The 15,288-nt window shown below is 58.5% G+C and carries 11 protein-coding genes; all 11 read left to right on the top strand.

From position 1 onward, the window contains the following. Positions 1-558 precede the first annotated feature (558 nt). The 11 genes from QSV46_RS37550 (at position 559) to QSV46_RS41590 (ending at position 14,648) form a co-directional block, all read left to right on the top strand. Complete coding sequence (locus QSV46_RS37550) at positions 559-1,626, top strand: ABC transporter substrate-binding protein (RefSeq protein WP_314963724.1); 1,068 nt, start codon at positions 559-561, stop codon at positions 1,624-1,626. Between the two features lie 175 nt (positions 1,627-1,801). Further along, positions 1,802-2,887 carry a dipeptidase gene (locus tag QSV46_RS37545; RefSeq protein WP_314963721.1) on the top strand — a complete coding sequence of 362 codons (1,086 nt, stop codon included), beginning with the start codon at positions 1,802-1,804 and terminating at the stop codon, positions 2,885-2,887. A gap of 747 nt (positions 2,888-3,634) precedes the next feature. Then, complete coding sequence (locus QSV46_RS37540) at positions 3,635-4,015, top strand: RidA family protein (protein WP_314963718.1); 381 nt, start codon at positions 3,635-3,637, stop codon at positions 4,013-4,015. A gap of 926 nt (positions 4,016-4,941) precedes the next feature. Next, entirely contained in the window at positions 4,942-6,027 is a 1,086-nt protein-coding gene (locus tag QSV46_RS37535) for an ABC transporter substrate-binding protein (RefSeq protein ID WP_314963755.1), read from the top strand. A 452-nt stretch (positions 6,028-6,479) separates the two neighbouring features. Next, positions 6,480-7,496 (top strand): ABC transporter ATP-binding protein, encoded by a 1,017-nt coding sequence (locus QSV46_RS37530; RefSeq protein WP_314963716.1) that lies wholly within the window; start codon positions 6,480-6,482, stop codon positions 7,494-7,496. Positions 7,497-7,519: 23 nt separating this feature from the next. After that, complete coding sequence (locus tag QSV46_RS37525) at positions 7,520-8,404, top strand: ABC transporter permease (protein WP_314963714.1); 885 nt, start codon at positions 7,520-7,522, stop codon at positions 8,402-8,404. Further along, entirely contained in the window at positions 8,404-9,201 is a 798-nt protein-coding gene (locus tag QSV46_RS37520; RefSeq protein ID WP_314963710.1) for an ABC transporter permease, read from the top strand. The genes QSV46_RS37525 and QSV46_RS37520 overlap by 1 nt, the downstream gene beginning before the upstream one ends. Before the next feature lie 1,173 nt (positions 9,202-10,374). Beyond that, positions 10,375-11,331, top strand: coding sequence for an ABC transporter permease (locus QSV46_RS37515; protein WP_314963708.1), 957 nt, complete (start codon positions 10,375-10,377; stop codon positions 11,329-11,331). Next, positions 11,331-12,236 carry an ABC transporter permease gene (locus QSV46_RS37510; RefSeq protein WP_314963705.1) on the top strand — a complete coding sequence of 302 codons (906 nt, stop codon included), beginning with the start codon at positions 11,331-11,333 and terminating at the stop codon, positions 12,234-12,236. Before QSV46_RS37515 ends, QSV46_RS37510 begins: the two co-directional genes overlap by 1 nt. Next, positions 12,223-13,974 (top strand): ABC transporter substrate-binding protein, encoded by a 1,752-nt coding sequence (locus QSV46_RS37505; RefSeq protein WP_314963702.1) that lies wholly within the window; start codon positions 12,223-12,225, stop codon positions 13,972-13,974. Before QSV46_RS37510 ends, QSV46_RS37505 begins: the two co-directional genes overlap by 14 nt. Positions 13,975-14,405: 431 nt before the next feature. Continuing rightward, positions 14,406-14,648, top strand: coding sequence for an oligopeptide/dipeptide ABC transporter ATP-binding protein (locus QSV46_RS41590; RefSeq protein ID WP_409997274.1), 243 nt, complete (start codon positions 14,406-14,408; stop codon positions 14,646-14,648). The last annotated feature ends 640 nt before the right edge of the window (positions 14,649-15,288 follow it).

The following is a 15,288-nucleotide window of genomic DNA, read 5'->3' as shown; positions in this document are numbered from 1 at the left end:
GCGACGAATAGATCGCGTCAGATCGAGGGCGACCACAATCAATTCGGTCAGATGCTGGTCACGCTGCTCGGCTAGCACAACGGGACCTTCGGCTCAGATGGACAAGGGGTACCACCATGCGCAAAGACGCGCGAGTTGGATGGGTGTCTTCAGACAGTGGACTTGAAGCTGCCGGCGACATCCCCGTGGCCGGCACTTGAATGAGCCGCCCTAAGTTCGCGCTCCCTCGCAACGAGAATATTCCTCTGAAGATCTGTAGGCCCCGTAAGCCACAGCTTTGCGCGTTTAATCGGTCCCGAGGCGACCTGCTTTCAATTCCTGCAAAAGAAAGCGCCGGCGCGCAGAACTCCAGCACCAAAGCTGCATCGATGCAGTTATTCATCTGGCGTTTCGCTTAAAGTGCCTCAGTTTGACGCTCAACGTTCGACTGGCCAGGGGGACATCATCAAGGACAACAAACGTCCAGCGCCGCAAGGGCCGTCGAAGAGCATAAATTCGGTTCCCGATGAGAACTCTAAATTCAATCGCCGGGACGTTTTGCGGGCTGCAGCCGCGGCTATGGCTATTCCGGCCATCGCGCAATCCACGACCGCCTTTGCCAAGGATAAGCTCGCCGGTTCCGGCCAAGTCGTCGCATTCTCATATGGCGGTCTGTTTACTCAGGGAATTCGCAAACACGTCTACGACCCGTTTACGGAAGCAACCGGGATCAAGGTGGTCGACGTGATTGCTGATGTTTCCGACCCTCAGGTCAAGGCGATGAACCAGGCGGGACGGGTCGATTGGGACACGGCTTTCTTGCAAGCGGCCGTTTTTCCGCCCATGGACGACGCTGGCATGTTCGTACCCATCGACTACAGCCTGTGGGATTCTGAATCCCTAGAGGGGACACCCGAATCGGTCCGTCTCAAGACGGCGGTCCCGGTATTCGCATCGGCGCAGTTGCTCGTTTACGATAAGCGGGCACTTGGGGATCATGGGCCAAGAAACTGGGCTGACTTCTGGAATGTCAAAGCTTTCCCGGGTCCGCGTGGTCTCACGGGACTGGCAGCAACCGCAAGAATCGACATTGTAATCGCCTTGCTGGCCGACGGGGTTGCGAAATCGGACATCTGGCCGCTGACCGATGACAAGATCGATAGGGCGCTCAAGAAGCTCGACGAAATCAAGCCGCACGTCGCGAAGTGGTGGACAGCGGGCAGCGAGCCAAATCAGTTGCTGATCAACCGGGAAGTCGTCATGACTAGTTGCTTCGACGGTCGAACCATCAGCTCAATTCGTCAAGGGGCACCCGTTCAGATGGCTTGGGATGGCGCATACGTGAGTTACACGTATGGGGTGGTATTGAAGGGTGGGCCGAACACCGAAAAGGCGCAGAAGCTGATTGCCTTCCTGAATCGAGCCGCTGTTGCTGCGGGCTTTACCCTGGGTACCGGGTACCCCGGACCAAATACAAATCAGCTGAAGCATTTGCCTTCTGATCTCGTTCCGCTGCTCAGCATCAATCCGGAGAATGCCTCGAAGGTGGTCCGCGAGGATTCGGCGTGGGTTGCCGCCAAGCGCCCTGATGGCAAGACCAATCTTGAACACATCGGGGAACGCTGGCTGGCATGGCGGGTCCAGTGATCTCGGCGAGTGGCAGCTTCACGACGGCAGCCTAGGCTTCCTGCGTTCTTATCTGTCGCTGTTTGAGAGCATCCGGTATCCAGTCTTGGGCGCGTCCCTCCTAGAGTTCCGCCTTGGATGCTAAAGCGAGCATACGCCACGTTCGATACAAGTCTTTAATAGAGCGCTCGCGCGCATGACGGAGGCAAATATGGATGACGCAAGTCGCCCGGATCAACTCGAACAGATCCATCAGCAGACCGTATTCGTCGACATACATGCCCATCCGAGCGGCTTCTGCTGGCCCGGCGTGCCGCGCATCGGGTCCGACGAACTCGATCGATATCGCTCGAGTCTCATGGACCTTGTCGTGTGCAGCCTCGTCGGCGACGCGACGTATAGCTGCGTGAAGCGCGATGAATCCGGCCAATACCCGCCCGGATCCGGAGCCGCCTTTCGCGGCCGGTACCGTCCAAAGCGCGGCGAGCCTTTCGCACTCGACCTCGATCGCCTGTCCGCCATACTGAAGACAATTAAGGACGGTGACGCTGTGCTGGCGGAAAGCCCGGCAGCCGTGCGAGCGGCCAAGCGTGAAGGGAAGCTCGCGTTGCTGCCAGCTCTCGAGGGGGCGGACAGCCTGGAAGGGCTCATCGACAACTTGCATGAGTTCCATCGTCGCGGTTTGCGACTCCTGCAATTGGTTCACATGCGTGCGAACGAAGTCGGGCACGTCCAGACCTTCCCTTATTCACCCGGGGGCCTCACGCCTTTTGGGCGTGAGGTCGTTCGTGCGTGCAATGAGCTTGGGATGATCATCGACCTGGCGCATGCCAATACCGAGACGATCATGGACACCCTCGCGCTCTCTTCGCACCCCGTGATATGCAGCCATACTGGCGTTCAGAGCCTCTACAATGGGCAAGAACAGATTGGCTTCGATCGCTTCCTCACGGACGAAGAGATCCGGGCGATCGCGGCGAAGGGCGGGGTCATCGGCATCATTCTCGTCCGAGAATGGATGCCTCGCTTGGGCGACCTCATGCGCCACTGCAATCACATCACGCGGCTCGTCGGCATCGATCACGTCGGCATCGGCAGCGACCTTATCCGCGAGGTGGGCAGTTCCTTGCAACCGGCATACATGGCGGAATTCGGCGAAGAAGCAAACTTCCGTGCCATTGCTCATGGCCTGTTGGCTGAGGATTACTCCGTTGAGGAAGTAGGAAAAGTGATGGGTGGCAACTTCTTCCGCCTCTGGGAGCAGGTGGCTGGGACACACTGACCTGCGACTGTCCCATGGGACCGGCAGCGGCCAGACGCTCGGTCCGCGGGAGGCGCTTGTCCCGCTTCACACTTCGAATGCAACGCTGCGCTTCCTCGAGCTCTCAACAACCGGATTAGGCAACCCCGCAGATCGCCCTGGGGGTGCACTCCAGGACTATCGTGCGACCTTTGGAGCATGCTGGTGGCCGCAGACGTATTTTCGAAGATGATCGCGAATGTCCCTGACAATTGCAACGATCCCACTTCGGCACAACGGTTTCGCGCCTCCGAACGTGCGAGGACATGACGCGGACTGGATGCGTACACGCCACGTATTACGGCACTCCTGCTTTCCCTCGGGGGTAAAACAGCAACAACCGCAGTCGCCCCCTACGGGGCGCAGCCGTCTCGCTGTCAGCAGTCATTGCCTTTGAGATAGTCCGCCTCCCGGATGACCGCGAGTTCGGCCGCTTGTTGAGCATCGCACTACGAGCAACGCCAAGAATTCTGGCTTCAATAGAGTTGGCGCGCCTCTGATCATTGGCACCCGCGCGCGGCAACGGCTGACGCCGTGTCAGAGCGGTTTTTCGCAGCACCGCGCCGTAAAGCCGCTCAAAAACCGCAAGTGCGTTCGAAATGATACGACAGTGATTAAAGCTCGGTGAAACTCTGCGCGACGTTCAGAATAACATTCCTGGAGATTGATCAGCTCCTCTTAATGTCTTCGTCATGTATGTCGACCACTCAGGAAAGGTATGAACACGATATGAGCAAGCAGCTTCCTTGTAGCCCAGCCCGTTGGGCGGGCGATTTGTTGAACGTCGCGGGCCAATTGGGTACTGCTCCGGGAGGACTCGTGACCGCCCCTGGTGACCGCGCCGCGCAAGTCGCCGCACAGACCCGGCAGGCACTCAAGAATCTCCTGGACATCGTTGAGGCCAACGGCCTCACCTCCGCAGACGTTGTCAAGGCAACCGTTTACCTGGTGAAGTGGAGCGATTACGAGGCGATGCACGCCGAATACACAAAGGTGTTCCCCTCCTCAACGGACGATAATCCGCCGGCTCGAATGACGATGGCTGTGCATGAGTTGTGGAATGGTGCTCTCGTCGAGATCGATTGCTGGGCTTACCGGAAGAAGGCGTGATGACAACTTCCGCCCCGATCGCTGTCATCGGATCGGGGCGGGCAGCTGGACGGATCGACCGCGCGTTCGTCGTCGCGGCCGATCGTGCTGGACGACCGTCGCGGACACATCCATCCAGCAAGGCCGCCGGCACAGAGGATGAATTGTGGCGCGCGGCAGCTCGATCGTCGGTCATCGGCTGAGTTGCCAATATCAATTTCGCGCACTTGTTCAATTTCGTGCACTGTTGAGACCGGCAGCGCACCCATCACTGACAGGCGCGTCTTTTATCAATGTTGATTTCGTCTAGGACGGGTGCAGACCGGTTTTCTGCGATTGTGTCATTCCGTCGGGATCAGCCCATAGCTGGAGTCTTGACCGCAATGGCTTGCCTCAACAATGGCAAGACGCTGAGCATCCTGGTCACGCGCTTGCGCCGCCTCTTGTGATAGCGGCGAGATCGTCTATCTCAACGAAAGGTGGCCTAGAGCCAGAGAGCGGCCGGGGGAGCTGAATTCCGCCGCTAGAGCGATTCCCAAACCTGTGCAGCCGATCACTCGTCTGTTCGCCTCTCTGACGTCAGGCCAAGCGAAACTTCTGCGCCTCCTTGGGAGAGCAACGAAGTGTCTGAGGGGCGCTCCGTTTTTCCCGACCCGAAGAGAGCTATCGGTCTGCTCGGCGTTCAAAACGCAGCAAGGCGTCTCAATTCGTAGGATTTTCTGCTTTTGTGGGCGATTTTCGCGGCTTTTATGCGTTGGGCGCCTCTACGATCCAAGAATTATCTGGTTCTGCCTCGCGCGAAGAAGCGTCCTAACCGCGGCTGACACTGCTTGCATCGCTTGAGCGCAATCCTGCGGTCATTGGTGAATGTCGATGTTTCCTAACGCTTCCAGGGACGCTGAACTGAAAGAAAAGGAGGGCCTATGGGTGGACGTCCGATCGTGACCATGAATCGCCGCCGCGCTGTCAGCCTGATCACCGCCGGGCTCGCTGCACCTTTCGTCAGCCGCTGGGCGGGCGCACAATCGGCTTGGCCAGAGCAGACCACCGTCCCCGACATCCTCAAGGGTTCGGGCGAAGTGCGTATCGCCACTTGGGGTGGCGCATTGCAGCAGGCAGAGCAGAAGGCTTATTTCGAGCCGTTCGAGAGGCTGACCGGGATAAAGGTGCGCGCCCTTCCTGGCGCCGACCAGGCCAAAGTCAAGGCCATGGTTGAAACCGGCAACGTCGAATGGGACATCGTACAGCTCAGCAACGGCTCCATCATGAACCTGATGAAGTCCGGCGATTACTTTGAGAGAATCGACTATTCCCTCGTCGACGATGGTGTCGGCAAAGAATACCGGTCCGAATATGGGCTGGAAATGTTGGTCTGGGCCAGCGTGATGGCCTACCGCACCGATGCATTCAACGGGGCCGCGCCTGCAAGCTGGGCCGATTTCTGGGACGTCGGCAAATTTCCTGGCAGCCGCGCCTTATACGGCATCGGCTCTGAGCATCCGGAGTTGGAGTTCGCTCTAATGGCGGCCGGCATACCCGCTGACAAGCTCTATCCGCTCGATGTCGACAAGGCTCTCGCGAGCTACGAAAAGATTAGAAAGAGCGTGACGAAGTGGTGGACCACCGGCGCTCAGCCGCCGCAGATGTTGACCGATCGCGAAGTCGTCATGACCACGGTCTGGAACGGCCGGATGGCGGCGTTGCAGGAGCAAGGGGTGCCGGCGACGATCTGCTGGAATCAGGGCGTGGCCCGGCGTGACGGTTGGGGGGTTCCTAAGGGAGCCAAGAACAAGGCCAATGCCATGAAGTTCGTGGCCTATTCGACTATGGCAATTCCGCAGGCGCGTTTTGCACTCTCCATACCATATGGGCCCGTCAATGAAGGCTCCTTTAAGTACATACCGCCAGAGCGAACGGCTTTGCTGCCGAGTGCGCCTGAGATCAAGAAACAGCTGATCCAGTACGACTACGATTGGTGGATTGCCAATCAAGATATGGCTGTCGCCAAGTTCAACAAATGGCTGTTAGGCTGATGCCTTCTTTCCCGGTTCCGGCGTCTCCGCTGCATCGAGCTCAAGTTGAATTGCCGCTTGGAGCGAAGAGCTGCGTAGCTTACACGGCTCATTGCCGACGCAAAAGCGGCGGTACCAACGGCCACATCAGCATCTGCAGTCACGAGTCCCTCTCGCCTCCCAGGGGTGACGTCGCGCCGGGACGGGGTGCCGACCGCGCCTGAATCGAGAAGCGTCGTGTCCTATGATTGTGACGAGTGACCGGACCGACGCAAGGCAACCGCCCATCAGATTCATTACGTAGCCCTTGGAGACGTTCGTTGTCGTCCTCAATTGGTGCTCTAAGGCTACCCGAGAGGGATCCTATGAACGAAGCGTCGGGCCGTTCGGCTCTGCCTAAGGGCGATGGTTGTCTTCGCGGGGCTTCGGTGTCGCTCAGTGACTTGGAGAGGAGTTACGGTGGAGTCGCAGCTGTGGCCGGAGTATCGCTTGATATTCAATCCGGCGAATTCCTCACGTTGTTGGGCCCCAGCGGTTCAGGCAAGACTACGACGCTCATGATGATCGCGGGCTTCCAGGCTCCCAGCAAGGGCGACATCGCCATTGACGGTGTGTCGGTAGTCGATACCCCGCCTTATCGACGCAACATCGGTATGGTGTTCCAGAACTACGCCCTCTTTCCACACCTGACCGTGGCCGAAAACATCGCCTTTCCCCTGAAACAGCGTCGCGTTCCGAAAGTGGAGCGGGCACGCCTGGTGGACGAGGCGCTTGAACTCATGCATCTGCCCGGCTATGGCGGGCGCTATCCGCGCCAGCTTTCCGGAGGGCAACAGCAACGCGTGGCAGTGGCGCGTGCTCTGGTCTTCAAGCCGCGTCTGTTGTTGATGGACGAACCACTGGGGGCGCTCGACAAGCAATTGCGAGAGAATCTTCAGCTTGAGATGCGCCGGCTGCACGCAGAACTCGGCATCACATTCATCTATGTGACTCACGATCAAGAAGAGGCGCTCACCATGTCGGACCGCATCGTCGTGATGAACGACGGGAAGGTCGCGCAGGTCGGACGGCCGGAGGATCTCTATGACCGGCCCTGCAATCGATTCGTGGCTAGCTTCATCGGTGAGTCCAATTTTCTTCCTGCGGTTGTGCGCCGTCTGGAAAATGACATGGTCGTTGCGGAGTGCGGGGGCGTGCTGCTGCGAGCCGTGACCTCACAGCGTCCGGCAATCGGCGCGGAGATTACGTTGGCAACCCGTCCGGAGCGGCTGCGCTTCGCCGAACGGCTTGCCGAGTCCGATGCGATCAACCGAATTGCTGTTACAGTAACGGAGTCCGTATTTGCCGGCGAGCGTTGCCGATACCTGCTGAAGACCGAGAACGGGACCTCCATGGTTCTCAAGGAAGCTTCCAGTGCCACGGTCCGCCGCCGCGACGTTGGTGATCGCGTGGAAATCGCCTGGTCGACCGCAGACACGATCATCGTATAGGGTGTCCAATGTCTGACTCGAGCATGACCTCATCCATGCGCATCTTAGGTGGCCGATGGAAGTGGAGCAGGTGGAGGCGCGAGATACCATGGCTCACCCCGCTGCTGCTCGCCGCGCCGCTCCTCCTCTACATGGTCGTGTTCTACGCCATTCCGGTCGTGTCCATGCTGCTGCGCAGCTTGAACGATCCGAATTGGTCGCTGGACCACTATGCAGCGTTGCCAGGCGACGTCGTATTTCTAAAGGTTCTCTGGATCACGCTCAGCACATCCTTCATCGTGACGCTCAGCACTCTGATGTTGGGGTATCCGGTGGCTCTTGCTCTCTCTCGCGCCCGATCAAGCGCCCCCTTTATCTTGGTTGTGATCCTGCTGCCATTTTGGACCTCCGTGCTGGTACGGACCTACGCCTGGATGGTGCTGCTCGGCCGTCACGGCATGATCAACGAGGCGCTGATGGCGCTCGGTATAATCGAACAGCCGCTCCGGCTGCTCAACACGACGCTTGCGACGGAGATCGCAATGGTTCACATTTTGTTACCCTATATGATCCTGCCGATTGCCAATGCGCTGCGGCAGATTGATCCCTCGCTGGCGCTGGCTTCCTCTGGTCTCGGCGCCACACCGTGGGGCACCTTCCGGCAAGTGACGTTTCCCTTGTCGATGCCAGGTGTCGCGGCCGGAATGCTGCTGGTTTTCGTGCTGGCGCTCGGGTTCTACATTACACCGGCCATGGTGGGCGGCTCTCGTGATATTACACTCTCGATGCTGATTGCTCAGGAAGTCGATCAACTTCACTGGGGTTACGCCGCCACTCTTTCCACATTGTTGCTGGCGGTCGCGCTCGGCCTAGTCTCCATTGCGCAGCTCCTGCCTGGCGTTGGCAACACCTTTAGGACAAGCAAGTGATGAGTGCTGTCCGCTTCGTGCCGTCGTTGATCGTTGCGCTCATCCTGCTATTCCTTGCTCTTCCGATTGTTGTGGTGTTCGTGCTCTCCTTCTCCTCGGCGGCGTATCTCACGTTCCCGCCACCGGCCTTTGGCTTCAGATGGTATAAGGCGTATTTCGGGGATTCTGATTGGCTTGACGCAACTTGGCTTAGCCTCTGGGTGGCGGCAGCTGTCGTGGCGCTTTCGACCACGCTCGGAACGCTGGCTGCGATCGGCATCGTTCGCCTGCCAAGACCAATACGCATCTTCACAACCGCGCTCGTTCTTTCACCACTGGTCGTGCCCGGAATAGTCATCGCAATCGGCGTATACTACGCCTTCTCCCGCTACGGGCTGGTCGGTTCGCCCATGGGCATCGTGCTGGCGCATACGTGCTTGGCCGTGCCGTTCGTGGTGACTAGCGTCAGCGCCAGCCTCGCTGGAATCGATCCCAAGCTTGAGCATGCGGCTTTGAGCCTAGGCGCGACACCTGGTGCGACCTTGTGGCAAGTAACTTTGCCCCTGATCCGACCGGGCGTCCTCGTCGGCGCGCTGTTCGCGTTCATCACCTCCTTCGATGAGGTGATCATAGCGCTGTTCTTGTCTGGTTCTGGCGCTGTCACGCTGCCGCGGCGCATGTGGGATGATCTGCGCTTCCAGCTCAATCCGACGATCGCGGCCGTATCGACGCTCACGATAATCCTGACAGCGTTGCTGCTCGCCATCGCGCACTTGATGCGCAGTCGCACGGAGCAACTGAAGAACGAAGGAACTTAAGCATGATCCAAGGGCGGGCAGTGCTCCTCTGATGCGGAGCCACATCGGGCCCGTGGTCCAATACCTTTCCAAACCGAATGTGGACTGTGGTTACCTGCACCACGTACCGCGTCCGACTCGAGTGGGTGGTCTGCGCCGTCCAAGATGCTCGGAGCGTGCGGCGTTCGAGAGTATGAGGCAGGATGCCGTTTCCGGTCAGTTCAGAAATCGCCTGCAGACATGTCCGTCTGTGCCGTGAATTTCATCACGTCGGCGGCTTACACGACCAGAATTGCCTCTCGCTTGACAGCGCTGGAGTCGCCCCTGGCTCGTTGAGCAAGGGTTGCATGTTCGCTGGTTAAGCCTCTTGGCGATTGGGCATCTATTACCAGTTGGACGGATGGACGAATGCTGTTCTGCTCCAAAGAGTCACCGATCGGGCAATGCGAACCCGGCCTCGCGGGTGGCCTGATCTAAGCGAAGAGCGCTCTGGTGGCTTCATCCCGCAGAATAGCTCAGGCGCGACGGGCGCCTAATATTCAGCTGCTCCCAAGGAAATCTTGTGCCGGTCCCTTTGGAAAATACCTCTCTCGACTGCGCATTCCGCGCGTAGAGGATAGGGTCATAGGGCTCCTTGATCTTCGCGACCAATCAGGTGGTCGCTGTCGCACATGCGCGAGCTTGCGGTGCCCCCTAAACGTGACCACCGGCAGCACAGCCTGTCGCGGCTCCAGCGCAGCCCGGACCGCCGAAGACGGCCCGCTCACCTTCATTGACATGAATGGCGGCACTCGCCAATTCGATGAGGCGGTCTATGATTGTATCGCGCAGCAGCAGTTCACGCACCGAAAGTGTCGCGTATGACCCGAACGACACGTCAAGTCTCACAATTAGATCCGCTAAATCACTTCCAGCGTGCACTGCAGGTCCCGGATCATCGATAGCTGCGTCCCAGCTTAGCGCTCGCTTAACGACAATGCCTCCCAAGTATCAGAAGTTTCCGAGGGAAATGCGGCTGAGATAAATCAGCGAGTTTTCCGGATCCGGCGCAGAGTTTCGGCTCTTCGTCGTGCCAAATTGGTGAAATTCGGTACTATCACGCCGGTACTATCTCCATCAGCGAAACATATGTCCGTTGGTCGCAGATCGCGTTGCGCCGATCCGCAGCCAAAGGCTGGGAGAAGCGGCGGAGTGATGAAGGGTTACGTCTTACGTCGTTTACTCGCGTTGATTCCGACGCTGATCTTTGCCTCTCTCATTGTGTTTATCGCGATTCGGCTGATACCCGGCAACATCATTGACCTGATGCTCTCGCAGAATGACGTGAGCGCAGCCAAGCAAACCAGAGACCAACTGGAGGTTTCGCTTGGGCTCGATGCGCCGATTTACATCCAGTATTTCAAGTGGATGGGCGCGCTCTTATTCAAGGGAAGCCTGGGCAACTCGCTGTGGACCAACACTCCGGTAATGGACGAAATCCTCTACCGCCTGCCGATCACCTTCGAGCTTGGGATCCTTGCGCTCATTGTATCGCTCCTCGTCGGCATTCCGATTGGCGTCTATGCTGCGCTGAAGCAAGATACGATCGTCGACTACATCCTTCGCACATTCTCAATCCTCGCCCTCGCAGTTCCGGGGTTTTGGGTCGGCACGCTTGTGATGGTGTTCCCGTCAATCTGGTGGGGATGGTCACCGTCAGTGAAGTTCATTCCTTTCTCGGAATATCCTTTTGGCAATTTCCTGCAGTTGCTCATTCCGGCGCTGATCCTCGGCTTCGCGTTTTCGGCCATAACCATGCGGCTGACCCGCACGCTGATGCTGGAGGTGATGCGGCACGACTACATCCGCACAGCGAAGGCGAAGGGGCTTTCCACTGGCACGATCGTCCTGCGCCACGCGCTCCGCAATGCCCTGATCCCCGTCATCACCCTGGTCGGTTTGCAGGCGGGGGCGCTGATCGGCGGCGCGGTTATCCTCGAGCAGATCTTCGTCATTCCCGGTGTGGGCCTTTTGCTGCTGGAGGCCGTGAGTTCGCGCGACTATCCGACCATCACCGGGGTCTTCCTCGTCTTCGGGGTGGCGACCGTATTCATCAATCTGCTGGTCGACCTGAGCTACGGCTTTCTTGACCCGAAGGTGAGGAACCGCTGATGGCCGAGATCACCGAGAGCACGCACGCGAGCCGTCAGGCGTCGGTCAAGCGCCCGAACGTTGTCTTCGAATTCTTCTACCGCCTATTTCGCGAAAAACCGCTTGGTGCTGCTGGTGCGGTGGTCTGCCTGATTTTCCTGTTTGCGGGAATCTTTGCCGATCTACTAGCGCCCTACGGCTACAACCATATCATGCTGATCCACCGGATGAAGCCGCCGAGCGGCCAATTCTGGTTTGGCACCGACAATCTCGGCCGGGACATCTTGTCCCGTGTCATTTATGGGGCGCGCCTCTCCGTCATCATCGGTTTTTCGGCGGCTACTCTTGCGACGCTCATTTCGATCGTTCTCGGCGCTACCACGGGCTACCTTGGCGGGCGATTCGACATGCTGGTCCAGCGTTTCGTTGATGCCTGGATGAGTTTTCCCGATCTCGTCGTTCTGATCGTCGTCGTTGCGGTGGCCGGCCCCGGCATGCTTTCAGTCATCGTCACGCTCGGCTGCTTCTTTGGAATTGCCGGATCCCGCATCGTTCGCAGCGCCGTACTGTCGGTGTGCGAGCAAACTTACATCCACGCCGCTCAGTCGATTGGTTGCGGCACCAACCGCATACTTTGGCGGCACATCCTGCCGAATGTCATGCCGTCCGTGATCGTGCTGTTCACCACACGCGTCGGCGCGGCCATTCTAGCCGAAGCATCGCTGTCCTTTTTGGGGTTTGGTGTCCCGCCGCCGGCGCCATCATGGGGCGGCATGCTGACGGGAAGCTCCCGCAACTACATGTATCTTGCGCCCTGGATGGCGCTCGCGCCGGGGATCTGCCTGACGCTAGTCGTGTTCAGCATCAACATGTTCGGCGACGCGTTGCGCGACCTACTCGATCCGCGGATGCGTGGCCATCGTTGAAAGAACGAGAATTCATTCGAGGGAGAAAACGATGCAAACCAATACACTCCGCAGATTTGCTGGTGCGAGCGCACTGAGCTTCGTACTCATCGCCGGTGCGGCATGCGCCCAGACCAAACTTGAGACGCCGAAATACGGTGGCACTTTATCGATCTCGACAGTTTCTGCGACGCTCTCGGCTTTGTCGTTTGACAGCTACGACTGGCCGTGGAAGCACAATCACGACACTGGTGCGGTCTATGAGCAACTTTTTGCCGCCGATTTGTCCAAGGCCAAGTCGCGCGGCGGCCAGAACGACTTCATATCCGAAGCCTATATCCCGCAGAACCTCATTCGCGGCGAGCTTGCCGAGAAATGGGAATGGCTGGAAAATCCCCTGCGCATGAGGATCACGCTACGCAAGGGCGTGATGTTTCCAGAGAAATCCGGGGTGATGGCGAAGCGGGAACTCGTCGCCGACGATGTGGTGTTCAGCTACAAGCGGCTGGCAAGCAGTCCGAAGGCTGTCAAAAACTATTTCGATTACGTCAAGGACGTGACGGCGTCGGACAAGTACACGGTCGTGTTCGAGATGTCGAAGTTCAACGCCGAGTGGGATTACCGCTTCGGATACGGTTATTACTCCGGCATCATGCCGAAGGAGGTCGTTGAGGCCGGCGCTGCGGACTGGAAAAACGTCAACGGCACCGGACCGTTCAAACTGACGAATTACGTGCAGGGCAACTCCCAGACCTACGAGAAGAATCCCGACTACTGGGACAAGGAAACGATCAATGACCAGGAGCTCAAGCTCCCCTACGTCGACAAGCTCATTTATCGCATCATCAAGGATGATTCGACGCAAGTTACTGCGCTGCGTACCGGCAAGCTCGACATCATGGAATATATACGCTGGCAGGACGCCGAGCAGCTCAAGAAGAGCACGCCCGCTCTGAAGTGGAACAAGTGGCTTGCCCCCAGCGGCACGTTCCTATCCATGCGCGTCGACCAGAAGCCGTTCGACGACATTCGCGTCCGTCGCGCCATGAACCTGGCGATCAACAGGGACGAGATCATCAAGGCCTACTACAACGGCAATGCTGAGCTGTTCGCGTATCCGCAACATCCGGAGTACGCCGGCTACTTTCAGCCGTTGAACGAGCAGCCCGCGAGCGTGCAGGAGCTGTTCAAATACGATTCGGCCAAGGCCAAGAAGCTGCTGGCGGAAGCAGGCTATCCGAACGGCTTCACCTTCAAGGCGCAGGTCTGCTCATGCGCCTCGGACCACATGGATCTCATTCCGCTGATCGCGGCCTATCTCGAGCAGGTCGGTGTGAAGATGGAAATCCAGCCAATGGAGTATGCGGCCTTCCTGTCGGCGATGACGACAAGGACGCTTGCAGCTGGATATTTCATGAGCAACGGCCACACGAACCCGACGACCACAATTCGCAAGAGCTTCATAACAGGGCAGACCTGGAACCCATCACAGTGGAGCGATCCAAAGCTCGACGAGCGCATGGAAGCCGTCTATCAGGAAAAAGACGAAGCCAAGCGCCAGTCGCAGATACGGGCGATGACCACCGAGATGCTCGACCAGGCGCCATACATCTGGCTGCCGACACCTTATTACTTCACAGCATGGTGGCCTTGGGTGAAGGGCTATGCAGGCGAGTTACGCGCCGGCGCGGTGCGCCCGGGCCCGATCTACGCCCGGATCTGGATCGACCAGGACCTAAAGAAGAAAATGGGTTACTGAGCGAGCGCGACAATCACACGGACGCAAACAATCGGCGGCGCGTTGGCCGCCGTGAGTTGGCCATATTGCACCTTTCCGCGGCAAAGCACTCACTGTAAGATTTCGGAGTAAGCCTTTCAGTGAGTACGCCACTTCTGCAAGTGCGCCGCCACCGCCTGACTACCAAGTGTGGTGAAGGTCCCGGCGCGTTCACAGCCGTCAAGGACGTCTCATTCGACGTCGAGCCTGACGAGACGGTCGCAATTGCCCGCGAGAGCGGTTCCGGCAAAAGCATGGCTGCATTGTCCAGGGTCGGGCTCGTGCCAATCCGCCCGGCCGCATCACCGGCGGTTTCGATCGCATCGACCTGACGAAGCTCAGCGACAAGGAGATTCGGGCCATCCGGGGCAATCGGATTGCCATGATCTTCCAGGAGCCGATGACGTCACTCAATCCTAACCATTGAACTGCAGATCGCCGAGCCGATCAACCTGCACATTCCGGTCCAAAACCCGCTGGTTGAGGCCCAGCGTAGCCGCCAGACGATCGAAGGCGAGGTACCGAGCGCACAGCGTCCGCCGACGGGGTGCCACTTCCATCCGCGCTGTCCGCACGTGATGCCGCTCTGCAAAGAAAAGATACCGGAACTGCTTCTCGAGGGACACCGTATGGTGGCCTGTCATCTGTTCACGTGATGGGCACTGCGCCACGAGCGTATCGTTCGCCTGAAGGCCCCGGCAGACCTAATCGCGCCCGTATTCTACGCAGTCGGCCTGGTCGCAGAGTTTGGTGGTTTGCGGAAAGAGAGTCTACAAGCAAATGCCGTGCAAGATGGATTAGGACAACGCAAGCGAACTGCTTGATCGCGTCCGGATGCCAGATGCGCGTAGCCGGCTTACTAATCATGCGCACTAGTTCTCCGGCGGCATGCGTCAGCGTATCATGATCGCGACCGGCAAATCTGGAGTGCAGCGCGTTAAAGCGTCAGACTCGTATGATCCAGCGCATAATTTCAGCTGTTCGGCTTCCATATCGATGAAAGCCAGCGCCGTCAGCGGATACACATCTCTAAAAGAGAATTCTCTGCTGACCGCCAGACCGCAGAGTCAAAAGCGGAAGGGGAGGACACTGTGAGCCAATCGGTAGCGCCTTATGCAGGTGCGTCGCTGCGATCTTGGCCGCGCGCGCAACTGCTGCAATCCGTAAGAGAGGTCGTCGTCCAGTCTTCGGTCAGCGCGGCGCAAGCGGAAGCGCCAGTGCGAGCGGGGGAGGGAAGAGGGTCGATGCCAGGCACGAACAATGCCTTTGTTGAGTTTTCTGGCGTTCAGAAGACCT

The organism is Bradyrhizobium cosmicum (genome assembly GCF_032290525.1).
GTDB classification, from domain to species: Bacteria; Pseudomonadota; Alphaproteobacteria; order Rhizobiales; family Xanthobacteraceae; genus Bradyrhizobium; species Bradyrhizobium cosmicum_A.
Note: the sequence above shows the minus strand (reverse complement) of the source record. Positions and strands in the feature narration are given on the sequence as shown.